This window comes from Streptococcus sp. HMSC066E07 (assembly GCF_001814695.1).
In the GTDB taxonomy this organism is placed as follows: Bacteria; Bacillota; Bacilli; order Lactobacillales; family Streptococcaceae; genus Streptococcus; species Streptococcus hominis.
In genome coordinates this window covers 19,025-41,713 of the sequence record NZ_KV817428.1, presented here as the reverse complement: position 1 = coordinate 41,713, position 22,689 = coordinate 19,025, and the positions used below count along the sequence as shown (strand labels likewise).

At 39.3% G+C, this 22,689-nt stretch carries 25 protein-coding genes; 17 read left to right on the top strand and 8 right to left on the bottom strand.

What is annotated here, in order from left to right:
- Positions 1-95: 95 nt before the first annotated feature.
- Positions 96-755: a VTT domain-containing protein gene (locus HMPREF2984_RS02920; RefSeq protein ID WP_049533200.1), complete on the top strand. Its 660-nt coding sequence runs from the start codon at positions 96-98 to the stop codon at positions 753-755.
- A 40-nt stretch (positions 756-795) separates the two neighbouring features.
- Here HMPREF2984_RS02920 and serS read toward each other — a convergent pair whose 3' ends face one another.
- From serS to HMPREF2984_RS02890, 6 genes are all read right to left on the bottom strand, one after another.
- A complete protein-coding gene (gene serS, locus HMPREF2984_RS02915) occupies positions 796-2,073 on the bottom strand; it encodes a serine--tRNA ligase (RefSeq protein WP_070670386.1) in 1,278 nt (425 codons plus the stop codon).
- A 212-nt stretch (positions 2,074-2,285) separates the two neighbouring features.
- On the bottom strand, positions 2,286-2,657 hold the full coding sequence (locus HMPREF2984_RS02910; RefSeq protein ID WP_004224344.1) for a DUF956 family protein: 372 nt from the start codon (positions 2,655-2,657) through the stop codon (positions 2,286-2,288).
- A gap of 86 nt (positions 2,658-2,743) precedes the next feature.
- Positions 2,744-3,655, bottom strand: coding sequence for a PTS system mannose/fructose/sorbose family transporter subunit IID (locus tag HMPREF2984_RS02905; protein ID WP_003033774.1), 912 nt, complete (start codon positions 3,653-3,655; stop codon positions 2,744-2,746).
- A 19-nt stretch (positions 3,656-3,674) separates the two neighbouring features.
- Positions 3,675-4,478 (bottom strand): PTS mannose/fructose/sorbose transporter subunit IIC, encoded by an 804-nt coding sequence (locus HMPREF2984_RS02900; protein ID WP_003033793.1) that lies wholly within the window; start codon positions 4,476-4,478, stop codon positions 3,675-3,677.
- A gap of 17 nt (positions 4,479-4,495) precedes the next feature.
- Entirely contained in the window at positions 4,496-5,485 is a 990-nt protein-coding gene (locus tag HMPREF2984_RS02895; RefSeq protein ID WP_004224338.1) for a PTS sugar transporter subunit IIB, read from the bottom strand.
- 476 nt (positions 5,486-5,961) lie between these two features.
- Positions 5,962-6,774 carry a Cof-type HAD-IIB family hydrolase gene (locus HMPREF2984_RS02890; RefSeq protein WP_049533198.1) on the bottom strand — a complete coding sequence of 271 codons (813 nt, stop codon included), beginning with the start codon at positions 6,772-6,774 and terminating at the stop codon, positions 5,962-5,964.
- A 106-nt stretch (positions 6,775-6,880) separates the two neighbouring features.
- Between HMPREF2984_RS02890 and HMPREF2984_RS02885 the strand changes: the two genes are divergently transcribed.
- The 5 genes from HMPREF2984_RS02885 (at position 6,881) to HMPREF2984_RS02865 (ending at position 11,202) form a co-directional block, all read left to right on the top strand.
- Entirely contained in the window at positions 6,881-7,480 is a 600-nt protein-coding gene (locus HMPREF2984_RS02885) for a DUF1361 domain-containing protein (protein WP_049533197.1), read from the top strand.
- Between the two features lie 119 nt (positions 7,481-7,599).
- Positions 7,600-9,039, top strand: coding sequence for an NCS2 family permease (locus HMPREF2984_RS02880; RefSeq protein WP_070670383.1), 1,440 nt, complete (start codon positions 7,600-7,602; stop codon positions 9,037-9,039).
- Between the two features lie 86 nt (positions 9,040-9,125).
- Positions 9,126-9,566 carry a tRNA (adenosine(37)-N6)-threonylcarbamoyltransferase complex ATPase subunit type 1 TsaE gene (gene tsaE, locus HMPREF2984_RS02875; RefSeq protein ID WP_049533195.1) on the top strand — a complete coding sequence of 147 codons (441 nt, stop codon included), beginning with the start codon at positions 9,126-9,128 and terminating at the stop codon, positions 9,564-9,566.
- A complete protein-coding gene (locus tag HMPREF2984_RS02870) occupies positions 9,559-10,080 on the top strand; it encodes a GNAT family N-acetyltransferase (RefSeq protein WP_070670381.1) in 522 nt (173 codons plus the stop codon). The genes tsaE and HMPREF2984_RS02870 overlap by 8 nt, the downstream gene beginning before the upstream one ends.
- A gap of 6 nt (positions 10,081-10,086) precedes the next feature.
- Positions 10,087-11,202 (top strand): glycopolymer--peptidoglycan transferase LytR, encoded by a 1,116-nt coding sequence (locus tag HMPREF2984_RS02865; RefSeq protein WP_070670378.1) that lies wholly within the window; start codon positions 10,087-10,089, stop codon positions 11,200-11,202.
- Between the two features lie 46 nt (positions 11,203-11,248).
- Here HMPREF2984_RS02865 and HMPREF2984_RS02860 read toward each other — a convergent pair whose 3' ends face one another.
- Together HMPREF2984_RS02860 and HMPREF2984_RS02855 are read right to left on the bottom strand one after the other, a co-directional pair.
- On the bottom strand, positions 11,249-11,536 hold the full coding sequence (locus HMPREF2984_RS02860; RefSeq protein WP_049533192.1) for a hypothetical protein: 288 nt from the start codon (positions 11,534-11,536) through the stop codon (positions 11,249-11,251).
- Between the two features lie 9 nt (positions 11,537-11,545).
- Positions 11,546-11,956, bottom strand: coding sequence for an HIT family protein (locus tag HMPREF2984_RS02855; protein WP_070670376.1), 411 nt, complete (start codon positions 11,954-11,956; stop codon positions 11,546-11,548).
- A 68-nt stretch (positions 11,957-12,024) separates the two neighbouring features.
- On the opposite strand from HMPREF2984_RS02855, the gene HMPREF2984_RS02850 reads away from it, so the two are divergent.
- From HMPREF2984_RS02850 to rbfA, 11 genes are all read left to right on the top strand, one after another.
- A complete protein-coding gene (locus HMPREF2984_RS02850; protein WP_070670373.1) occupies positions 12,025-12,756 on the top strand; it encodes an ABC transporter ATP-binding protein in 732 nt (243 codons plus the stop codon).
- Positions 12,753-13,799 (top strand): ABC transporter permease, encoded by a 1,047-nt coding sequence (locus HMPREF2984_RS02845; RefSeq protein WP_049533190.1) that lies wholly within the window; start codon positions 12,753-12,755, stop codon positions 13,797-13,799. The genes HMPREF2984_RS02850 and HMPREF2984_RS02845 overlap by 4 nt, the downstream gene beginning before the upstream one ends.
- Positions 13,800-13,849: 50 nt before the next feature.
- Positions 13,850-14,647, top strand: a complete 798-nt coding sequence (gene ccrZ, locus HMPREF2984_RS02840; RefSeq protein WP_003043230.1) for a cell cycle regulator CcrZ — start codon at positions 13,850-13,852, stop codon at positions 14,645-14,647.
- Complete coding sequence (trmB, locus tag HMPREF2984_RS02835; protein ID WP_049533189.1) at positions 14,644-15,279, top strand: tRNA (guanosine(46)-N7)-methyltransferase TrmB; 636 nt, start codon at positions 14,644-14,646, stop codon at positions 15,277-15,279. Before ccrZ ends, trmB begins: the two co-directional genes overlap by 4 nt.
- A gap of 736 nt (positions 15,280-16,015) precedes the next feature.
- On the top strand, positions 16,016-16,705 hold the full coding sequence (locus HMPREF2984_RS02830) for a VIT1/CCC1 transporter family protein (RefSeq protein ID WP_049533334.1): 690 nt from the start codon (positions 16,016-16,018) through the stop codon (positions 16,703-16,705).
- Positions 16,706-16,970: 265 nt separating this feature from the next.
- Complete coding sequence (gene rimP / locus HMPREF2984_RS02825) at positions 16,971-17,441, top strand: ribosome maturation factor RimP (protein ID WP_306806812.1); 471 nt, start codon at positions 16,971-16,973, stop codon at positions 17,439-17,441.
- 48 nt (positions 17,442-17,489) lie between these two features.
- The gene (gene nusA / locus HMPREF2984_RS02820) at positions 17,490-18,683 is read left to right on the top strand and encodes a transcription termination factor NusA (RefSeq protein WP_070670367.1); all 1,194 of its coding nucleotides are present in this window, start codon (positions 17,490-17,492) and stop codon (positions 18,681-18,683) included.
- A gap of 12 nt (positions 18,684-18,695) precedes the next feature.
- Positions 18,696-18,992: an RNase P modulator RnpM gene (gene rnpM, locus HMPREF2984_RS02815; protein ID WP_003033741.1), complete on the top strand. Its 297-nt coding sequence runs from the start codon at positions 18,696-18,698 to the stop codon at positions 18,990-18,992.
- On the top strand, positions 18,985-19,284 hold the full coding sequence (locus tag HMPREF2984_RS02810) for a YlxQ-related RNA-binding protein (RefSeq protein ID WP_003043402.1): 300 nt from the start codon (positions 18,985-18,987) through the stop codon (positions 19,282-19,284). Before rnpM ends, HMPREF2984_RS02810 begins: the two co-directional genes overlap by 8 nt.
- Before the next feature lie 16 nt (positions 19,285-19,300).
- A complete protein-coding gene (gene infB / locus HMPREF2984_RS02805; RefSeq protein WP_070670363.1) occupies positions 19,301-22,138 on the top strand; it encodes a translation initiation factor IF-2 in 2,838 nt (945 codons plus the stop codon).
- A gap of 80 nt (positions 22,139-22,218) precedes the next feature.
- Positions 22,219-22,569, top strand: coding sequence for a 30S ribosome-binding factor RbfA (gene rbfA, locus HMPREF2984_RS02800; RefSeq protein WP_003043380.1), 351 nt, complete (start codon positions 22,219-22,221; stop codon positions 22,567-22,569).
- Positions 22,570-22,689 lie beyond the last annotated feature (120 nt).

Genomic DNA, 22,689 nt, shown 5'->3' with positions numbered 1-22,689 from the left:
AATAAATGTTGCACTTATTCTTGCAATTTATCTTTTAAAATACGCTTTTCTGTAATATTTTCTGTTATAATAGAGAATGGACAAAAGGAGAAGAGATGTTTATTATTGATTTTATCTTGCATATTGATGCACACATTTATAATATTGCTCATGCTGTAGGTGGCTGGACATATTTGATTTTGTTTTTGGTAATTTTTATTGAGACAGCTGCGGTAGTATTTCCATTCCTGCCGGGAGACAGCTTACTTTTTGCTGCAGGCGCTCTATCAGCTAATCCAGCAATGCATTTTAATGTTCTACTTTTTATGCTTCTATTTTTTGCGGGAGCTTTTGTTGGCGATACCTGTAATTTCTTCATTGGCAGAACCTTGGGTTATCGTTTTGTACATTATAAATTTTTCAGTAAATTGATAAAAGAAGAAAATATCAAAGAAGCAGAAGTGTATTTTGAAAAACATGGTTCTACTTCTATTATTTTAGGACGCTATATTCCCATTATTCGTACCTTTGTACCATTTGTAGCAGGCATTAGCCAATTCCCAGTTCAGTCTTTTCTGAAACGAGCTTTTATCGCAGCTTTGTCTTGGTCTTTGATTGCGACAGGGGCAGGCTATCTTTTTGGGAATATCCCCTTTGTGAAAACTCATTTTTCAGCGATTATTTTGGGAATTGTCATTGTCACCTTGCTCCCAACTGTGATAAGTGTGGTTCGAAGTGCAATGATTAAAAAGCGAAACAATCAAATGAAGAGATAAGAAAACTCTGAGATAATTTGAAAATCTCAGAGTTTTTATGTTATTTTGAAGCAATCATTTTCACACCGCCCATGTATGGACGAAGTACTTCTGGAATAGTGACGGAGCCGTCTTCATTTTGATAATTTTCAAGAATAGCTGCAACGGTACGACCAACTGCAAGACCGGAACCATTCAAAGTGTGTAGGAGTTTTACCTTGCCATCTGCTTCGTCACGGTAACGGATTTGGGCACGACGAGCTTGGAAATCTTCGGTATTGGAACAGCTAGAAATTTCACGGTAGGTATTCTGTGCTGGAATCCAGACTTCCAAGTCGTAGGTCTTCGCTGCAGAGAAGCCCATATCCCCTGTCGAAAGTGCAACAACGCGGTAAGGAAGATTTAATTTCTGAAGGATATTTTCGGCGTTAGCGGTCATTTTTTCTAATTCTTCATAAGAATGCTCTGGTTTGGCAAATTTGACCATTTCCACTTTGTGGAATTGATGCAAACGAATCAAACCACGGGTGTCACGACCGGCAGAACCAGCTTCAGAACGGAAAGACGGACTCATGGCTGTGAAGTAGATTGGCAAGTCTTTTCCGTCTAAAATTTCCCCACGGTAGTAGTTTGTCAAAGGAACTTCAGCAGTTGGAATGAGAACGTAATTTGTATCGCTCAATTCAAACGTATCTTCTTTGAATTTTGGATATTGACCAGTCCCAAACATAGAATCGTGATTAACCATGTAAGGAGGAATGACTTCTGTGTAGCCCTCTTTTTGATGCTCGTCTAACATGAAATTATAAATAGCGCGTTCTAGACGAGCTCCTAATCCTTTGTAAAAGAGGAAGCGAGCGCCGGTTACTTTTGCCCCGCGTTCCCAGTCGAGAATATCAAGATTTTCACCAAGATCCCAGTGAGCTTTTACATCAAAGTCAAACACACGTGGCGTCCCCCAACGGCGAACTTCTACATTATCGTCTTCGTCAGCACCTACCGGCACACTATCGTGAGGAATATTTGGCAAAGTCGTTGTAAACTCGGTTAATGTAGCGTCAATTTCTGCTAACTCTGCGTCTAATGCTTTAACTTCAGCAGATAATGTTTGCATGGCAGCAATTTTATCATCAGCATTGTCTTTATTACGTTTCGCTTGGGCAATTTCTGCTGAAACCGTGTTACGCTCTGCTTTTAAATTTTCAACCTTGACCAAGAGTTCACGGCGTTTGCTATCAAACTCTTTCATTTTATCAAGTGTTGCAGCGTCAACGCCACGAGTAGCTAATTTTTTTGCGATGATATCAAAATCTGTGCGAATGCGTTTAATATCTAACATCAGAACCTCCTGAAATAAAAATACACCTATGAAAGTGTTGGAGTGGCAGAGCCACGGTCCCATCCAACTTCACATAAGTGCACTTGATTGTTTATGAAATTAATATCACGGTAGAATTTCAAGCTAGCTCCCTATCTGCTCACAGCTGCCGCAGACTTTCTGAAAGAGATACTAGATTTACTTATCCGTTTCCTATGATTATACAAGAATTCTTATTTTTTTGCAAATAGATTTTTAAAAAATTGACCAATTGTTTGAATCAGTGTCGGTAATTTAATAACCTTTTCATTGCCGATATGATTTCGAGCATGTTTCAAAATAGTTCCAGCATCTTTTGAAGCGAAAAGGAATTTTCCTTTATTGGTAAAGACTTCAAAATGACGACTAATTCGTTTGCCAGACACATTGGCACCGATTTGATGGATAGTATCCCAAGGGATTTGAATATAGTCTTCGACATTGGCATCTGCATAAAATTCGAGCGCTTTATCTCCAACTAAGAATTTTCCAACTTTCCCTCCAATTCCCAGATAAGAAGTTCCTGTTGTTTGAAAATCAATTTTTGTATTTTGTGACTGTGCCATGTTCAATCCTCGTTTATCTATTATCCTCCCTATTATAGCACATTTATTGTCAATAAAAAAGAAGGCCGAAACCTTCTTTTTGTTATTTACATGATTCCGAAGAAGCGTGCCACAATACCAACGATGAAGAGACCGATGATAATTGTGATTGGAGAAACTTTCTTCTTAAGCAACCACATACATAGGAATGTAAGAAGAAGCCCCATCAAGCCAGGAATTAAAGCATCTAACTGTCCTTGAAGTGTTTGAGCTTGTATTTTATCAAGTCCAAGACCACTATTTACTTGACCAAGGATATCATGTAATTGTTGACCAGTAACATTTCCTTTAGGGAATTCAATGTAAGCACCTTTAGACAAAGTCTTAGAAGGAAGTCCTACCGTAAAGGCAATATTTACCCAACGTTCAACAAGAACGGCGATGATGAACATACCAAGGATTGAAGCTCCTTTGGTGATGTCTTGAAGGATACCACCTGACATGTCTTTTGTAATTTCAGAACCAGCTTTGTAGCCAAGTTCTTGAGTGTACCATAAGAAGGCCATACGGATAAGATTCCAAAGTACGAAGAAGAGGATTGGCCCCATCACGTTACCTGCCATAGCAAGTGAGGCACCAAGAGCACCGAGGATAGGACGAACGGTAAACCAGAAGACTGGGTCACCGATACCAGCAAGAGGTCCCATCATACCGATTTTAACCCCTTGGATAGCAGTGTTGTCAATTTCAGCCCCGTTAGCCTTTTCTTCTTCAAGGGCGAGTGTCACACCAATGATAGGAGCAGCTACGTATGGGTGAGTATTAAAGAATTCCAAGTGACGTTCAAGAGCCGCAGCACGGTCTTCTTTAGAAGTGTAAAGTTTTTTGATAGCTGGGATAAGTGCGTACGCCCAACCTAAGTTTTGCATCCGTTCATAGTTCCAAGAACCTTGCAAGAAAGTTGAACGCCACCAAACTTTTTGACGATCTGATTTTGATAATTGAATTTTTTCTGTCATGGTATTAGTAGCTCCTTTCTTAGTAGTCTTCTAAAATATCACCAATTGGGTCATTTGATGTAGCAGAACCGCCGCCACCATTTCCGCCTTTTTTAGAAAGGTTGATGTAAATCAAGGCAATTGCGACACCAATAGTACCCATAGCAATAAGAGTAAGGTTTGATAAAGCTGCAAGTGCAAAACCGATAGCAAAGAATGGCCATACTTCGCGAGTTGCCATCATGTTGATAACCATCGCGTAACCAACGGCAACGACCATACCACCACCGACAGCCATACCACCTGACAACCAAGCAGGCATAGCATTCAAGACACCTTGAACGACTGATGTTGGAACTGCAAGAAGAAGAGCAGCAGGAATAGCAATACGAAGACCTTGAAGAAGAAGTGCAACTAAGTGAGTACGTTCTACAGCACCGATGTTACCTTCTTTAGCAGCAGCATCAGCACCGTGAACAAGACCTACTGAAATTGTACGAACAATCATTGTAAGGAAGAGACCTGCAACTGCAAGAGGGATAGCAGTTGTATAAGCGAAACTGATACCTTTATCAGTGAAGTCGCCACCTTGTACCATGATGATTGCAGATGCTACAGAAGCAAGTGCAGCATCAGGAGCAACGGCAGCACCAATGTTTGCCCAACCAAGAGCAATCATTTGAAGTGTACCACCAAGGATGACACCTGCTTCCAAGTGTCCTGTTACTAGACCGATAAGGGTACAAGCAACAAGTGGTTGGTGGAATTGAAATTGGTCCAAGATTCCTTCGAGTCCAGCAAGAAAGGCAACGAAGACCACTAAAATCATAGAAATAATTGACATATTCTAAATCCTTTCCATTATTGAACGTTGGCTTTTTTAATTAAGTCAAACAAATCTTTTTTGGAGTCATTTGGCACTTTACGTACGTCAAATTCCACTCCGAGGTCACGCAATTTTTCAAAGGTTGCAACATCATCTTTGTCCATTGACAAAACGTTATTGACCATTGTTTTACCAGTTGAGTGAGCCATTGAGCCAACATTAAGTGTTTTGATTTCAACACCGCCTTCAACAGCACGGAGTGCATCTTGAGGAGTTTCAAAAAGAATCAGTGCATGTGTGTTACCAAAACGAGGGTCTTTTGCTACCGCAATCAATTTGTCAATTGGGACAACATTTGCTTTGACATTACCAGGAGCAGCTTGTTTGATCAACTCTTTACGAAGTTTATCAGCTGATACGGAGTCAGAAGCAACGATGATACGGTCTGCTTTAGAATCTGGTGTCCAAGCAGTTGCAACTTGACCGTGGAGAAGACGTGTATCAATACGAGCAAGATTGATTTTCAACTTGCCATCGCCGATAACGGTTCCTTCTGGAATAGCAGCTTGAGCAGTTGGTGCAGCTGGTGCACTTGTTACCTCAGCTACAGGATTTAGTTCTTCAGGAAGAGCTTTCACTCCATCCTTTGCTTCTTTGATGATGTTTGCGACAACAGCGTCAACGCCAGCATTGGCATCCATCATTCGTTCAGTATAAGCTTGAATCAACATTGGCAGATTCAAACCTGTAATGATCGCGAACTTACGGTCAGGATTTTCACCCATTACGCGGCTAGCTTGGTTAAATGGAGAACCACTCCACAGGTCAGCCAAAACTAGAACTTCATCGTTCGCGTCAAAAGCAGCCACAGCATCATTGAACTTAGCATACAAATCATCAGGACCTTCGTTTGGCATAAAAGTTACAACTTGAACTTTTTCTTGCTCACCAAAAATCATAGAACCTGATTGATGAATACCAGCAGCAAATTCACCATGGCTTGCAATAATGATTCCGATACTCATTATTGTCTTTCCTCCTTATAAAATGTTTGACTTAAGTTTAAGAAAAATTTAAGACTACTTAAGTATAAAACGTTTTCATGAAAAATGCAATAGTTTGAGCTAAAAAAATCAAAATCTTTCATATTTTTGACAGATTGTAAACGGACAAAACTAGCCATTTAAACAATATATTAACCTTGAAAATCGATTGGAAAAATAATGAAAATTTTGAAAAAATAATTCTATCTACACGAATTATTAAATAAGAAAAAGGAAAATCAATAAAAAATCTAGGAACATTTTAAATTTAAAAAACAAAATTTATAATATTCAATTTATAGCATAAATAAACTGATAGAAAATAATTGAAAATCAATAGCTGATGAGATCGCCCCATGATTGCTAGTGCACAATCAGTCGCAGAAAAATGAAATCTGGGAAGATGACGTGTAAATATTAAAAAGTCGGGCAGAAGACCTGTCCAACTCTAAGCATTGTTATAAAAATAGTTTCAATAATTGATGAGCCACTCCATCTTGATCATTGGTCAGTGGTAGTTGTTCATCTGCATAGGGAAGAAGTGTTTGACTAGCGTTTTTCATAGCATAGCCTGTACCGGCAAATGCTAACATCTCTGTATCATTGTGCTCGTCTCCGAAAGCAATTAAATCTTTTCGATCTACGTTCAGAATATCTAATAAATATTTTAAAGCAAAGGCTTTGTTTACACCCTTTGGAGTGCATTCAAGGATATTTAGCGGTCCTCCCCAAGTATTGATAGATAATTGTTGTTGATAAAATTGATTCAATTCATCCGCCAAAGCATATTTATCATTGGTATGCGTTTGCAAAAGGATACAGTTGGGATTTTTGGTAACCAATTCTGGATTAAATTGATTTTCAGGTTGAAAAGATTCTACACCAAATAATTTCGGGTCGGCAATCGTTTCATTGGGGGCTGTGATATAAAATTTCTTCCGATATTCTCCAGCAATGAAGTCTGCTTCAATCTCTTCCTTCCTTTTGACAATGTCTAATAGATATTCTTTATCTAAGGTGATACATCTTTCCTGTTGCCACTTTTTCTCCGGGATATGGGTCAAAGAGCCATTAAAGTTGATCATTGGAGTGTGCAGTTCCAATTCTTTATAAAATTCCCGAGCCATTCGATAAGGGCGTCCGGTTGTGATGACAACATGATGTCCTTTTTTAGAAATTTTTTTAATGGTTTCTTTTGTAAATTCAGATAGTTTGCTGTCAGAATTGAGCAAGGTTCCGTCTAAATCTACTGCAATTACTTTTTTTGTCATAGTCTACTCTTTCATTTGTGCTATTTTCTATTATAGCAGATTTTAAGATGAAAGTGCAGAATTTGTGATATAATGTTTTCTTATATAACGAAGGAGGAAATCGAGTATGCGTAAAACAATTATCATTCATATTTTCTTTGCGATTATTTCTGCTATCGTTTATGCTGAAGGAATTTTGACAAAAGGTCCAGATTTGATTTGGAATATGTTTCTAGCTTTGGTTGCCTATGATGCGGCTTTTCTAGCCATTCAGTTTAAAAAGAAATGGTTTTTCTTACCTGTAGCAATTCTTTGGCTAGTGTTTTATCCCAATACGTTCTATATGATTACGGACTTGGTACACATGCACTGGGTGAGTGACACCTTGTGGAACCGAGAAAGTCTACATCTTTTTATGGCCTTTGTTCCAAGTATTTTCTTCGGGGTTCTATGCGGAATAGAGAGCTGGAATTTGATTTCGGGCTATTTGAAGCTCAAATGGTGGCTGGAATATTTGGCTATTGGAGCCGTCTCATTTTTATCGAGTCTCGCAATTTACATTGGTCGCTATGATCGGCTCAATTCTTGGGATCTAGTCAGCCATCCTACGTTAGTCTTTGAGCGGTTGGCAGCTGCTTTGCAGAGGGAGCGCCTGTTATTCATTTTAGGGTTTACCTTGATTCAAATCATGTCCTTGGTCTTTTTGACCAAAAATCAGTCTAAATAAAGATTTTATGTATAAAACATTGAATTAATTTGTTTATTTTTAAAACTTATGTTGAAATCATGAATATTTTGTGGTATCATATCTATTATCGTTCGTAAATTTTAAGGAGATTTTTAAAAATGGATAAGTTTTTTAAACTAAAAGAAAACGGTACGACTGTTCGTACAGAAGTTCTTGCTGGTTTAACCACTTTCTTTGCAATGAGTTATATCCTCTTTGTCAACCCTGAAATGCTCAGTCAAACAGGCATGCCAGCACAAGGTGTTTTCTTAGCGACTATCATTGGGACTGTTGCAGGGACGCTGATGATGGCTTTATATGCCAACATTCCTTACGCTCAGGCGCCTGGTATGGGACTGAATGCTTTCTTTACTTATACCGTTGTTTTTGCGCTTGGTTATACTTGGCAAGAAGCACTGGCGATGGTTTTTCTTTGTGGGATTATTAGTATTATTGTCACGCTGACTAGGGTTCGTACAATTATTATTCACGCAATTCCAGAGAGTTTAAAATATGCGATTTCTGGTGGGATTGGAATTTTTCTAGCTTATATCGGAGTGAAAAAAGCGGGACTTTTGAAATTTTCAATCGATCCAGGAACCTATACTGTTGCAGGAAAAGGTGCTGATAAGGCACAAGCAGCTATTACAGCCAATGGAATGGCAACACCGGGCTTGGTAGATTTTAACAACCCAGCTGTTCTTGTAGCTTTGTTTGGAATTTTCATCACCATTTTCTTTGTCTTGAAACGTGTGCGCGGAGGTATTGTGTTATCTATTGCGGCAACCACAATCGTAGCCATTTTGGTGGGAGTTGTAGATCTTTCAAAAATCAATTTTGCTTCCAATAATATCGGTGCTGCTGTTCAGGATTTAGGAAAGATTTTTGGTGCAGCTTTAGGTAAAGATGGTTTGTTAGCTTTATTTGCAAAACCTTCTCGCATTCCAGAAGTGCTTCTAGCCATTTTGGCCTTTTCATTAACAGATATTTTTGATAATATTGGAACTTTGATTAGTACTGGTCGTAAAGCAGGTATCTTTAATATTGCAGATGAAGAAGCTGCTAAAGATTCGTCTGGGCTTCAGACTAAAATGGACAAGGCGCTGTTTTCAGACATGGTTGGGACAACGATTGGTGCGATTGCAGGAACTTCAAATGTCACGACTTATGTAGAAAGTGCAGCTGGGATTGAAGCCGGTGGTCGTACAGGTTTAACAGCACTTGTCGTTGCGGCTTTGTTTGCTATTTCAAGTTTCTTTAGTCCACTTCTTGCTATTGTCCCAACAGTAGCAGTAGCTCCTATTCTTATCATTGTCGGAATTATGATGCTTTCCAGTATGAAAGATATCGAATGGGACGATTTATCAGAAGCAGTACCAGCCTTCTTTACATCCGTTTTCATGGGCTTTACTTACAGTATTACTCATGGTATTGCTGCAGGATTCATCATGTATGCATTTGTGAAAATCATCAAAGGTGAAGCCAAGGAAGTTCACCCAATTATCTGGGTATTGGATGCTTTGTTTATCTTAAACTTTATCAGTCTAGCTTTAGCTTAATGATTGAAAAATTGCTAGTTCTTTGGAGCTAGCTTTTCTTTTGTTAAATTTCAGCAGAAAATGAAAACTTCTGGTATAATAAAAGAATGTTTAGCCATAATGAAGATGAGTTGATGGCGTGGGGCGAGAAATTAGGCGCTTTACTCCGAAAACAAGATGTGTTGATTTTAACGGGTGACTTGGGTGCTGGGAAAACAACGTTCACCAAAGGGTTAGCACGTGGACTGGGTATCAAACAAATGATCAAAAGTCCGACCTATACTATTGTACGAGAATATGACGGACGCCTACCGCTTTATCATTTGGATGCTTATCGCATTGGAGAAGATCCAGATTCTATTGATTTAGACGATTTTCTCTTTGGAGATGGAGTGACGGTTATTGAATGGGGCGAATTGTTGGGAGATAGTTTGCCAAGTGACTATCTCAAATTGACAATTTTAAGAAAAAGTGATGGTCGAGAATTGGTCTTTGATGCAAAAGGACATCGAGCTGAGAAACTGCTTGAGGAATTTGTCAATGACTGAGTTAGAGCTAGTTATAAGAGAAGCAGAACCTCAAGACGCCAAATCTTTAATTGATTTTCTTAATCAAGTTGGAAAAGAATCAGATTACATGACATTAGATGCTGCAGGGATTTTGATGACAGAAGAGCAGATGAGCTCTTTCATTCAACATCAAACTGCGTCAGATAACCAGATTTATCTAATTGCACTATTAGATAATGAAGTTGCTGGTCTTGTAAGCATTACAGCTGATTTTCATGAGCGGATTCGACATATTGGACAGGTCTTTATCGTGGTTAAAAGAGCATTTTGGAATCAAGGCTTAGGGAAATTTCTTCTAGAAGAAGCGATAGACTGGGCAGAGAATTCTGGAGTGATTCGACGATTAGAATTGACTGTACAAGCAAGAAATGAACGTGCTGTTCATTTGTATCAGGCGTTTGGGTTTGAGATTGAGGGCATTCAAAAAAGAGGAGCCTATCTTGCAGAAGGGAAATTTCTTGATGTTTATCTAATGGGAAAACTGATAGATTAGAATAATATGTTAAAAAAAATTATCTTAATGTTTTTAAGCTTGTGTCTTGTAACGGTTGCAGGACTAGGCGTTTATGGATTTACGATTTATAACCAATCAACGGATGTATTGTCTAAAACTTACAAGAGCTTTGGGAAAGATACAGATGTTATTGCAGCTACCAAACCGCTTACCTTGCTCTTAATGGGGGTGGATACGGGTAGTGGTTCACGCTCAGATCGGTGGGCTGGAAATAGTGACTCCATGATTCTCATGACGGTCAATCCTAAAACAAAAAAGACTACGATGATGAGTTTGGAGCGGGATATTCTCACCAATATAAAAAATGGCGACGAAACCATGCAAGCAAAGCTTAATGCGGCTTATGCAAATGGTGGAGCTGAGCTAGCTATTTCCACAGTGCAAAAGATGATGAATATTCACATTGACCGCTATGTGCTTATCAATATGAAAGGTCTGGTACAATTGGTTGATGCTGTTGGCGGTATCACGGTCAATAACACACTTGGTTTCCCTATTTCGATTGAAGAAAATGAACCAGAATACAAAGCAGTTGTTGAACCAGGTAAGCAACACATCAACGGAGATCAGGCGTTGGTTTATTCTCGCATGCGTTATCAAGATCCAGAAGGGGATTATGGCCGTCAAAAGCGTCAACGAGAAGTCATTCAAAAAGTAGTCCAAAAAGTGCTGAGTTTAAATAGTGTCAGCCATTATCAGGCTATTTTAAAAGCTGTTAGTAACAATATGCAGACCAATGTAGAGTTGTCTTCTGGCAGTATTCCGCAATTATTAGGTTACCAAGATGCTTTTAAAAATATTGAAAGTAAGCAATTGAAAGGTGAGGGTGCCACTTTACCAGACGGTGGATCTTACCAAATCGTAACTTCGGAGCATATGTTGGAAATGCAAAATGTTCTGAGAAAATCGCTTGGCTTGGACGAAGTGACTGAATTGGAAACCAATGCGGTTTTATATGAAGAATTGTATGGCAGTGCCGCTCCTAGTTCCAGTCAGTCAGGAAGTGGCACAACAACTGGTGTTGCTGATTCTTCTGCGTATTCCAGCAATCCTTATGGAACAGACCAAAATGGACAGTATTACGGTCAATACGGACAATGACATAATAAAAAAGAATTTAGCGTGTGTCTAAATTCTTTTTTATTTCTTAGTTGATGTCAGCCTTCCAGATATCTTGAATTTGTTGAAGTCGAGCAGTAGCGTCTTGCTCAAAAAGTTTGAATTGGTAAGTTAAATCCTGTGAAATTGTTTGGAGATTGTCTTTTTGCTCTTGAACGACTTGGAGATTTCGTTGAATGTTTTGGAGATTGTCTTGAATCCTGTCCATTAGCTCATAATTTTCAACAGCCTCGTTCATGAGTTTTTCTCTATTTTTAACAAGGAAAAAGCTGGCTGCAGCTGCACTGGTGAATAACAATAGATTACTAAGTTTCATGGTTTCTCCTTATGCTTTTGAAATTTTTTCGGCTAATTCTGCAAGAGCAGGGAAGTTTGGTTCGTGCGCCACGAAAGTCAGTTTTAAATCATCATTTTCTGTATAGCGTGGTGCTAAATGGACATGTGTATGGAAGACAGATTGACCGGCAATTTCTTCGTTGTTATTGATGATATTCATTCCCTTTGCACCAGTCGCCTTCATCACTTTACGAGCAATATCTGGAATGCGTACAAAGAGTTGACTGGCAGCTTCACCGTCCATTTCAAGCATGTTGCGGAAATGTTTTTTAGGGACAATCAAGGTATGTCCAGGAGTAACTTGTGAGATGTCTAAAAATGCTAGAATTTCATCGTCTTCATATACTTTAGAAGCTGGAATTTCTCCTGCAATAATCTTACAAAAAATGCAATCTGCCATCAAATTTACCTCTACTTTGCTAGATTTTGTTATAATATAAGAACATTATACCAGAATTTGGAGAAAATATGTTAGAAATAAAAGGGCTTACAGGGGGCTATGTGAATATCCCTGTTTTAAAAGACATCAGTTTCACAGTAGGAAATGGGAAATTGGTGGGGTTGATTGGTTTGAATGGTGCGGGTAAATCCACTACAATCAATGAAATTATCGGACTTTTAACTCCTTATAAAGGTGAAATTTTAATTGACGGTGCCAAACTGCAAGATAGTCCTACGGCTTATCGTAAGAAAATTGGTTTTATTCCGGAAACACCTAGTTTGTATGAGGAATTAACGCTGCGCGAGCATATTGAAACGGTTGCTATGGCTTATGATGTGGAGCAAAAGGTGGCTTTTGCGCGCGTGGAGAAATTATTGACCATGTTTCGCTTGAAAGAAAAATTGGATTGGTTTCCGGTGCATTTTTCTAAAGGAATGAAGCAAAAAGTCATGATTATCTGTGCATTTGTGGTTGACCCCAGCCTTTTTATCGTTGATGAACCATTTTTAGGACTTGATCCAGTTGCCATTGCTGACTTGATAGAGCTTTTGGAGGATGAAAAGGCAAAAGGCAAGTCAATTCTTATGAGTACGCATGTGCTGGATTCGGCAGAAAAGATGTGTGATTCATTCGTGATATTGCATAAGGGAGAAATCCGAGCTAAAGGCAATTTAGCAGAATTACAAGCAGAATTTGCCATGCCAGAAGCTAGTCTCAATGACATTTATCTAGCTTTGACAGAAGAGGCGAGCCTATGAGAAATCTGTTTCAAAAGCGCAGGCAAGTATTTCGCAATCAATGTTTGAAGTATTCACGCTATGTTTTTAATGACCATTTTGTCCTCTTTTTATTGGTCTTTATTGGCTTTTTAGCTGTTCAATACAGTCAACTGTTACGAAATTTTCCTAAAAATCACCTGCCAATCATTCTTGCTTTAGTGGTTCTTTTGTTCTTATTATTGCCTTTGGGACGAATCGCGACTTATATGGAAAAACCAGATAGTTTATTTTTGTTAGTCAAAGAGGAGGAATTAAAAAGCTACTTACAAGAACAAACGCGTTTATCTTATCGATTATGGGCCTTGCTTCAAACGGCTGTTCTATTGCTAGCTGCGCCACTTTTTCTTGCTTTAGGTCTGCCATTTTTGGGATGGCTTATTCTTGTATTTCTTATGTTGCTAGCAAAATGGTTCGTATTTTTGCAGAAAAGTCAAAAATTTTACCAAGGTGCAGGGGTGAATTGGGGCTATCTCATTGCTTACGAAGAAAGACGAAAACAGACGATTCTGCGTTTCTTTGCTCTCTTTACCAATGTTAAGGGAATTTCCAATAGCGTAAAACGCCGAGCATATCTTGATGGTTTGACGAATATTCTACCAAAAAGACAGTCAACTACTTGGCAAAATATGTATTTGCGTTCTTATTTGCGCAATGGTGATTTTCTTGCCTTGACTATACGGTTGCTGTTTCTGTCTCTTTTGGGAATTGGTTTTATCAGTCAATCGTGGATTGCTGCCATATTTGTGGCATTGTTAAATTATCTCCTGCTATTTCAGTTGACAGCCTTGTACCATGCCTTTGATTACCAATATTTGACGTTCTTATTCCCTTTAGAAATCAACTCAAAGTTAAAAGGAGTGAAACAAGTGATTGTTCTTATTGGCTACAGCGTGCTTTTTGTGGAAACAATGATGGCTTTGCTGTTTTTCCAAGATAGAGTAGCTTTGCTTTTTATGATAGGAATCACATTGCTACTCTATGTCATTTATTTACCATTCAAATTAAGAAGTTTGGTTGACTAAAGGAAGTAAAATTAGTAAAATAGATAGGAAACTTTTTACGGAGGGGAACAATGGACTTGGTTGATAATGAGCTAACTCTGACACCAATTGCAGGTAAAAGTGGGAAAGCCTACATGGGCACCTATCCAGATGGGGCGCGCGTTTTCGTCAAGATGAACACGACCCCAATCTTAGTAGGTTTGGCTAGAGAACAAATCGCACCGCAATTATTGTGGAGTCGTCGCATGGCAGACGGCAATGTCATGAGTGCACAGGAATGGCTATCAGGAAAAATTTTGACGCCGACTGAAATGGACAAAAAACAAATTGTAAATATTTTGACACGGCTGCATCGTTCACGTCCTTTGATGACACAGTTGCGTCGGTTGGGTTATTCCTTGGAGACGCCAGCAGATTTATTGGAATCTTGGTTAGAACACGCACCATTGGCAATTGGAAATAATCATTACTTACGGTCGGTTTTAAATGATATGCGTAGTCATTTACCACAATTTCGCGAGGATCATGCAACGATTGTGCATGGCGATGTGCGTCATAGTAACTGGATTGAAACAGATAGTGGATTGGTGTATTTAGTAGATTGGGATTCTGTTCGATTGACAGATCGTATGTTTGATGTGGCTCATATATTAAGCCATTATATTCCAGAGGTGCGTTGGAAAGAATGGTTGACCTACTATGGCTATCGCTATAATGAAACGGTATTGAAGAAATTATACTGGTATGGTCAGTATGCTTACCTATGTCAGATTGCGAAGTATTATGAAAATGCAGACTTGGAAAATGTGAATCGGGAGATTTATGCCTTGCGCAACTTCCGCTCAAAATACGGAAGAAAGGTGTCATGAGAGTTAGAAATCGCAAAGGCGCAACGGAATTACTAGAAGCAAACCCGCAATATGTGATTTTAAATCCTGCTGAAGCAAAGGGCAAGTGGCATGAGATTTTTGGGAATAAGCACCCTATTCATATTGAAGTGGGAAGTGGGAAAGGTGCGTTTGTTTCAGAAATGGCAAAAGCTCATCCAGAAATTAACTATATCGGAATTGATATTCAAAAATCTGTTTTGAGTTACTCCTTGGATAAGGTTTTAGTAGCTGATGTTCCCAATATCAAGCTCCTTTGGGTAGATGGTTCTGATTTGACCAACTACTTTGAAAATGGAGAGATTGATCGTTTGTATCTGAATTTTTCTGATCCTTGGCCCAAGAAACGCCATGAAAAACGGCGCTTGACCTACAAATCTTTTCTCGATACCTTTAAGCAAATTTTACCAGAACATGGAGAGATTCATTTCAAAACAGATAATCGTGGCCTCTTTGAATATAGCTTGGTGAGCTTTTCTCAATACGGCATGAAACTAAATGGCGTTTGGTTGGATTTGCATGCGAGCGACTTTGAGAATAATGTGATGACGGAATATGAGCAAAAATTTGCCAACAAAGGTCAAGTCATCTATCGGGTTGAGGCAGAGTTTTAAGGTGAAATAGATAATTGAAAGAGGCTGGGCAAAAAGTGTCCCAGCTTCTATCAGATTTAGTAATAAACGAATAACGCAGTAGGTGATTGTGCTCTTCATTCGCTGTTTAAGCTCGGAAGAGCACCTTTGACGAAAACTTCGTTTTCTTCATCTGCAACCTTAAACAGCTTGATAACTGTTTAAGCACCCTTGCGGAGGTGAGCTTGGGACAAAAAGATTTCAATTTTTAAAAATCTTAATTATTAAGTCCTTCTAATCTATAATTAAATGCGAAAAGCGAATAAAGCAGAATTCTGATTACCAGAAAACTAGTTTTGTTCGCTTTTTATATTTGAGGTCGGACTTCTGTCCCAGCCTCCACTCCCTTTTCTGATTTTCAGGAGAAAAGATTGCTAAAAAACAAGAGGAGCAAAAGAATATCTCAAGCGACAAAATGAACTTTAGAAGCTTCATTTAAACATTTTGTTATAAAAGCTATTAACAAAATTTACGATGGACAGTGTAGAAGATTGTGGTATCAATCAGATGACCTTTTATCATAAATATATATGTGTGTGATTTGGTAGAATAGTCTTGTTTTGAGTTTGCTAAAAAGTAAAACGTTGCTGTCCAAGTAGATGTTCAAGAAATTTTATTAAATAGTAGAACTTTTATCATTTTGTTCTTTTCTCTTGTGCTTAATTAAGTTTTTATTTATAATGATTCTAAATAAATAGAAAAGAGAGGGTTGACGATGATGAGAGAACAAGAGATTGATAAGAATTTTAGCGGTCGGCTTAATATTTTGCGAGCTGGAGTATTGGGGGCCAATGATGGTATTATTTCTATCGCGGGTGTGGTAATAGGGGTAGTAAGTGCGACAGAAAGTATTTGGATTATCTTTCTTTCTGGGTTAGCAGCAGTCTTTGCGGGAGCTTTTTCCATGGCAGGTGGTGAATATGTATCTGTCTCCACTCAAAAGGATACGGAGGAGGCCGCAGTTGTTAGAGAGCGAGATCTTTTAATGAAAAATCCAGATATTGCTAGGCAGTCGCTCTATGCAGCTTATATCCAGAATGGCGAGTGTGAGACTTCTGCCCAGCTTTTAACCAATCGAGCTTTTTTAAAGGATCCTCTCAAAGCTTTGGTAGCGGAAAAGTATGGTATTGAAATGGAAGAATTTACTAATCCTTGGCATGCAGCAATCTCCAGCTTTATCGCTTTTGTAGCAGGAGCTATCTTTCCCATGCTGAGCATTGTCTTCTTTTCTGCTAGTTATAGAATTCCGGCGACAGTAGTCATCGTTGCTTTATCACTATTGGGAACGGGATACACCAGTGCCAAGTTAGGAAAAGCACCGATAAAAAATGCCATGATTCGAAACTTAGTCATTGGACTTTTGACTATGACAGTAACTTATCTTGTAGGTCAATTATTTGCTATTTAATTTCGAAATAAAAAACCTTTATGAGGAGTGATTTTGATTGTAGGTCATTCTATTTGACTTTATAGTCAATTCTTTTTAGAATTATCTGTCAACCACAATGCTGAAATCAATTAATTTTCTTACGATTGATAAGTGTAGCATCAAATAAAATACAGGAATAAATTTTCTTGTATTTTCCTTTTTCTTATGCTATAATGTAGATAATGAATATGAAAGAGAGGCGAGGAAATATCTTCGCCTCTTATCTGTGAGGAGGTGTAGTCTTATCGCAACGATTGTAGAATTGGTAAAAGAGGTTGTCGAGCCAGTCATCCAAGAACCGTATGAATTAGTGGATATTGAGTACGGTAAGATGGGGAGCGACCATGTTCTTAGTATTTTTGTAGATAAGCCGGGAGGGATTACCGTAAATGATACGGCAGATTTGACGGACATCATCAGTCCGCTTTTGGACACGATTAAGCCGGATCCCTTTCCTGAGCAGTATTTTCTTGAAGTAACTAGCCCAGGGTTGGAACGTCCGCTGAAAACGAAAGAACAATTAGCAGATGCAGTTGGGCAATATATCCATGTTAGTCTGTATCAAGCAGTTGATAAAAGTAAAACCTTTGAAGGAACATTGCTTTCTTTTGAGGAAGATAGTTTAACAATGGAATATATGGATAAGACGCGTAAGAAAGTTGTTCAAATTCCTTACAAGCTAGTATCCAAAGCAAGATTAGCAGTCAAATTTTAGCAAGAAAAAAGAAAGGATTGCTTTTGTTTTTACAAAAGCGAAAAAAACATGAGTAAAGAAATGCTAGAGGCCTTCCGCATTTTGGAAGAAGATAAAGGAATCAAAAAAGAAGACATTATCGAAGCAGTGACAGAATCCTTACGCTCCGCTTATCGTCGCCGTTATGGTCAGTCAGATAGTGCGGCCATTGAATTTAATGAAAAAACAGGTGATTTTCGTGTCTATACAGTTCGTGAAGTGGTGGACGAAGTTTTTGATAGCCGTTTGGAAATCAGCTTAAAAGATGCTCTTGCCATTAGCTCAGCTTATGAGCTTGGTGATAAAATCAAATTTGAAGAAGCGCCGGCTGAATTTGGTCGGGTAGCAGCTCAATCTGCTAAGCAAACAATTATGGAAAAGATGCGCAAGCAAACGCGGGCGATTACTTACAATAAGTACAAAGAGCATGAAAATGAAATCATGTCAGGAACAGTCGAACGTTTTGACAATCGTTTCATCTATGTCAATCTTGGCAGCATTGAAGCGCAGTTGTCTAAACAAGACCAAATCCCTGGAGAAGTCTTTGCTTCACACGACCGCATTGAAGTTTTTGTTTATAAGGTTGAGGACAATCCTCGTGGTGTAAATGTTTTTGTTAGCCGTAGTCATCCAGAGATGATCAAACGCTTGATGGAGCAAGAAATTCCTGAAGTTTATGATGGAACGGTTGAAATTATGAGCGTTTCTCGTGAAGCAGGTGATCGAACCAAGGTTGCGGTACGCAGTCACAACCCAAATGTAGATGCAATTGGTACAATCGTTGGACGTGGTGGCGCAAACATCAAGAAAATCACTAGCAAGTTTCATCCTGCTAAGTATGATGCAAAATCAGATCGTATGATTCCTATTGAAGAAAACATCGATGTGATTGAGTGGGTAGCAGATCCTGCAGAGTTTATCTACAATGCGATTGCTCCGGCAGAAGTGGATCAAGTCATCTTTGACAGTCAAGATAGCAAGCATGCTCTTGTCGTTGTGCCAGATAACAAATTGTCTCTTGCAATCGGTCGTCGCGGACAAAACGTACGCTTGGCAGCTCATTTGACAGGTTACAGAATTGACATCAAATCTGCAAGTGAATTTGAAGCTATGGAAGAAACTGGTGAGCTTGGCGGATTTGCTGAAGAAGCAGAAGAATTTACAGCAGTTGAAAGTCCTGTAGAAGCAGAATTTGTAGAAAGTGAAGTTGAAGCAGCAGACTAAAGGAGGGAAAGAATGGCAAAAACAAGAAAAATCCCTTTACGAAAATCAGTAGTTTCTAACGAAGTCATTGACAAGCGTGATTTACTCCGCATTGTCAAAAACAAAGAAGGTCAAATTTTCATTGATCCAACAGGCAAGGCGAACGGACGTGGAGCTTATATCAAACTTGATAATGAAGAAGCGCTTCAAGCTAAGCAAAAACGAGTCTTTAATCGCAGTTTTAATATGGAAGTGGAAGACGATTTTTACGATGAGCTGATTGCTTACGTGGATCATAAAGTTAAAAGAAGAGAGCTAGGTCTTGAATAAACAAAAATTAGCCAGTTTACTTGGATTGGCACAACGAGCAGGTCGCATCATATCAGGTGAAGAACTGGTTGTTAAGGTAATACAAGATAAGAAAGCAAAGTTAGTCTTTTTAGCCAATGATGCTGCTCCAAATTTGACCAAGAAAATTACTGATAAGAGTCATTATTACAAAGTAGAAGTATCAACCGTGTTTTCAACACTGGAATTAAGCACCGCAGTAGGCAAGGCAAGAAAAGTGCTTGCCATCACTGATGCTGGATTTACAAAGAAAATGAGGTCTCTTATGGAATAGAAGAGGAGGACAAGATTTGTCTAAAGTAAGATTGTACGAAATCGCGAAAGAGCTGGGGAAAGAAAGCAAGGAAATTGTGGCGCGTGCAAAAGAGCTTGGTATTGAGGTAAAAAGTCATGCCAGCAGCGTGGAAAGTGAAATAGCAACACGTATCACAGCTAGCTTTTCTCAAGCAGCAGCTCCTAAAAAAGAAACGACTCAAAAGCCGACTCAATCGTTGCCTAAAGAGCAACCGTCAGCTTCAACGGCAGTGAAAGAAACGACCGAGGCTGAGAAGAAAGCAGAGCCGAAGGCAGTAGCTCCGACGCAAAAGTCGGAAGTGGAAATGAAGTCGGCGCCTGCAAAACCAAAAAGTCGTAATTTTAAGGCTGAACGAGAGGCAAGAGCAAAAGAGCAAGCAGAACGACGGAATAAACAGCGAGACAATCGTCCGCAAAAACAACAAAATGGGGACAAACGAAATCGAGATGAGCGCAATCAGCGTAATGATCGAAGCAATCAAAATCGCAATGACCGAGGAAATCGCAACGAACAACGCGACAATCGCAATCATCGGAACCAAGATAATCGTCACCAAGGGCAAAATCGTTCACATGCTACAAATCAAAATCGCCCTCAAATGAATCAAGGACCACGCATTGATTTTAAAGCACGTGCAGCAGCTCTGAAAGCTGAACAAAATGCTGAATATGCTCGTGGTAGTGAAGAACGTTTCAAACAAGCTCAGGCTGCGAAAGCAGCTCAACGCGAGCAGAATAAACGGAAAGAACCTGTAGAAGAATTATTTCAAGCAGCAGCTCCTATCGTGGAAGCAACAAAGCCAGCTCCACAGCCCCAAGTTGCTCCTGAAGCGAGTCAAACTCCCGCAGTTGACACTCGTCGTAAAAAACAAGCTCGACCAGACAAGAAACGCGATGACTTTGATCGTGAAGAAGATGGTCCAAGAAAACAACAAAAGAATCGAAGCAGTCAAAATCAAGTGAGAAATCAAAAGAATAGTAATTGGAATCATAACAAGAAAAATAAAAAAGGCAAGAATAATCGGAACAATAACCAAACTCCAAAACCGGTTACAGAACGTAAATTCCATGAATTGCCAAAAGAGTTTGAATATACAGAAGGCATGACCGTTGCAGAGATTGCAAAGCGGATTAAGCGCGAACCAGCTGAAATTGTCAAGAAACTCTTTATGATGGGAGTCATGGCGACCCAAAACCAATCGTTAGATGGTGACACCATTGAACTCCTCATGGTGGATTATGGTATTGAAGCTCATGCTAAAGTTGAAGTGGACAATGCAGATATTGATCGCTTCTTTGTGGATGATGATTATCTTGATCCAGATGCCTTGGTAGAGCGTCCACCGGTTGTGACCATTATGGGACACGTTGACCACGGGAAAACAACGCTTTTGGATACCTTGCGTAATTCTCGTGTTGCCACAGGTGAAGCAGGTGGTATTACACAACATATTGGTGCTTACCAGATTGAAGAAAATGGTAAGAAAATTACTTTCTTAGATACGCCAGGGCATGCGGCCTTTACTTCTATGCGGGCACGTGGTGCTTCTGTCACAGATATTACGATTCTTGTCGTGGCAGCAGATGACGGGGTAATGCCTCAAACGATTGAAGCCATTAACCACTCAAAAGCAGCAAATGTCCCTATTATTGTAGCGATTAACAAGATTGATAAGCCAGGTGCCAACCCTGAACGGGTTATCGGTGAATTGGCTGAATATGGCGTTATGTCAACTGCTTGGGGCGGTGATTCTGAATTCGTTGAAATCTCAGCGAAATTCAATCAAAATATTGAGGAGTTGCTCGAAACAGTTCTCCTTGTAGCCGAAATTCAAGAATTAAAAGCCGATCCGAATGTTCGCGCAATTGGTACGGTTATCGAAGCGCGCTTGGATAAAGGGAAAGGTGCGGTGGCAACTCTGCTCGTTCAACAAGGTACTTTGAATGTGCAGGATCCAATCGTTGTCGGAAATACCTTTGGACGTGTACGTGCCATGACCAATGACCGTGGACGCCGAGTGAAAGTTGCTGGACCGTCTACACCAGTATCTATCACGGGTCTAAATGAAACACCAATGGCTGGTGATCATTTTGCAGTGTATGAAGATGAAAAAGCAGCGCGTGCAGCTGGTGAAGAACGTGCAAAACGTGCTCTCATGAAGCAACGTCAAGCAACTCACCGTGTTAGTCTTGAAAATCTCTTTGATACCCTTAAAGCAGGTGAAGTCAAGTCTGTCAATGTTATTATCAAAGCAGATGTGCAAGGTTCTGCCGAAGCCTTGACAGCTTCCCTTCAAAAGATTGAAGTAGAAGGCGTTAAAGTCACGATTGTTCACTCAGCAGTTGGTGCTATTAACGAGTCTGACGTGACTCTTGCCGAAGCTTCAAATGCCTTTATCATTGGTTTCAACGTTCGTCCTACCCCACAAGCTCGTCAACAAGCAGAAGCCGATGATGTCGAAATTCGTCTTCACAGCATTATTTATAAAGTCATCGAAGAAGTGGAAGATGCCATGAAAGGGATGTTGGATCCAGAATACGAAGAAAAAATTATCGGTGAAGCTGTTATCCGTGAAACCTTCAAGGTTTCTAAAGTCGGTACCATTGGTGGCTTTATGGTGGTTAGCGGTAAAGTAACTCGTGATTCTAAGGTTCGTGTGATTCGTGATGGTGTTGTCATCTTTGATGGTGCGCTTGCTAGCCTTAAACATTATAAGGATGATGTGAAAGAAGTTGGCAATGGGCAAGAAGGTGGTCTCATGGTTGAGAACTACAATGACATCAAGGTTGACGACATGATTGAAGCCTACATCATGGAAGAAATCACAAAATAAAATATGAATGGAAAAGAGACAGGCTATGGTTCATTAAAGTCTGCCTCAACCTTTTTCTAAAGTAAGTGAAAGGAGATATCATGGCAAATCAATTTCGTGTGGATCGTGTGGGCATGGAAATCAAACGTGAAGTCAATGAAATTTTGCAAAAAAAAGTTCGTGATCCGCGTGTTCAAGGAATTACCATTACAGATGTGCAAATGTTAGGTGACTTGTCAATGGCAAAAGTGTACTACACGCTGATGAGCAAGCTTGCTTCTGAGCAAGAAAAAGCTCAAATTGGTTTAGAAAAAGCCAAAGGAACGATCAAACGTGAATTGGGTCACAACTTGAAGATGTATAAAATTCCTGATTTGACATTTATCAAAGATGAATCCATTGAATACGGGAATAAAATTGACCAAATGCTCCGCGATTTAGAACAAAAATAAAACGTAATTTAGCTATATCAATATATTTAAAAAGAAAGAAAATTCTATTTTTCTTTCTTTTTTTGATAAAAATGCTAAAAAAGGCTTGTTACTTTTACACTTATCCATTAAAATAGAAAA

What these genes read in the sequence shown, in the direction of transcription:
- HMPREF2984_RS02920 (WP_049533200.1), top strand. Translation starts at nt 96, where the DNA reads ATGTTTATTATTGATTTTATCTTGCATATTGATGCACACATTTATAAT.
- serS (WP_070670386.1), bottom strand. Translation starts at nt 2,073, where the DNA reads ATGTTAGATATTAAACGCATTCGCACAGATTTTGATATCATCGCAAAA.
- HMPREF2984_RS02910 (WP_004224344.1), bottom strand. Translation starts at nt 2,657, where the DNA reads ATGGCACAGTCACAAAATACAAAAATTGATTTTCAAACAACAGGAACT.
- HMPREF2984_RS02905 (WP_003033774.1), bottom strand. Translation starts at nt 3,655, where the DNA reads ATGACAGAAAAAATTCAATTATCAAAATCAGATCGTCAAAAAGTTTGG.
- HMPREF2984_RS02900 (WP_003033793.1), bottom strand. Translation starts at nt 4,478, where the DNA reads ATGTCAATTATTTCTATGATTTTAGTGGTCTTCGTTGCCTTTCTTGCT.
- HMPREF2984_RS02895 (WP_004224338.1), bottom strand. Translation starts at nt 5,485, where the DNA reads ATGAGTATCGGAATCATTATTGCAAGCCATGGTGAATTTGCTGCTGGT.
- HMPREF2984_RS02890 (WP_049533198.1), bottom strand. Translation starts at nt 6,774, where the DNA reads ATGACAAAAAAAGTAATTGCAGTAGATTTAGACGGAACCTTGCTCAAT.
- HMPREF2984_RS02885 (WP_049533197.1), top strand. Translation starts at nt 6,881, where the DNA reads ATGCGTAAAACAATTATCATTCATATTTTCTTTGCGATTATTTCTGCT.
- HMPREF2984_RS02880 (WP_070670383.1), top strand. Translation starts at nt 7,600, where the DNA reads ATGGATAAGTTTTTTAAACTAAAAGAAAACGGTACGACTGTTCGTACA.
- tsaE (WP_049533195.1), top strand. Translation starts at nt 9,126, where the DNA reads ATGTTTAGCCATAATGAAGATGAGTTGATGGCGTGGGGCGAGAAATTA.
- HMPREF2984_RS02870 (WP_070670381.1), top strand. Translation starts at nt 9,559, where the DNA reads ATGACTGAGTTAGAGCTAGTTATAAGAGAAGCAGAACCTCAAGACGCC.
- HMPREF2984_RS02865 (WP_070670378.1), top strand. Translation starts at nt 10,087, where the DNA reads ATGTTAAAAAAAATTATCTTAATGTTTTTAAGCTTGTGTCTTGTAACG.
- HMPREF2984_RS02860 (WP_049533192.1), bottom strand. Translation starts at nt 11,536, where the DNA reads ATGAAACTTAGTAATCTATTGTTATTCACCAGTGCAGCTGCAGCCAGC.
- HMPREF2984_RS02855 (WP_070670376.1), bottom strand. Translation starts at nt 11,956, where the DNA reads ATGGCAGATTGCATTTTTTGTAAGATTATTGCAGGAGAAATTCCAGCT.
- HMPREF2984_RS02850 (WP_070670373.1), top strand. Translation starts at nt 12,025, where the DNA reads ATGTTAGAAATAAAAGGGCTTACAGGGGGCTATGTGAATATCCCTGTT.
- HMPREF2984_RS02845 (WP_049533190.1), top strand. Translation starts at nt 12,753, where the DNA reads ATGAGAAATCTGTTTCAAAAGCGCAGGCAAGTATTTCGCAATCAATGT.
- ccrZ (WP_003043230.1), top strand. Translation starts at nt 13,850, where the DNA reads ATGGACTTGGTTGATAATGAGCTAACTCTGACACCAATTGCAGGTAAA.
- trmB (WP_049533189.1), top strand. Translation starts at nt 14,644, where the DNA reads ATGAGAGTTAGAAATCGCAAAGGCGCAACGGAATTACTAGAAGCAAAC.
- HMPREF2984_RS02830 (WP_049533334.1), top strand. Translation starts at nt 16,016, where the DNA reads ATGAGAGAACAAGAGATTGATAAGAATTTTAGCGGTCGGCTTAATATT.
- nusA (WP_070670367.1), top strand. Translation starts at nt 17,490, where the DNA reads ATGAGTAAAGAAATGCTAGAGGCCTTCCGCATTTTGGAAGAAGATAAA.
- rnpM (WP_003033741.1), top strand. Translation starts at nt 18,696, where the DNA reads ATGGCAAAAACAAGAAAAATCCCTTTACGAAAATCAGTAGTTTCTAAC.
- rbfA (WP_003043380.1), top strand. Translation starts at nt 22,219, where the DNA reads ATGGCAAATCAATTTCGTGTGGATCGTGTGGGCATGGAAATCAAACGT.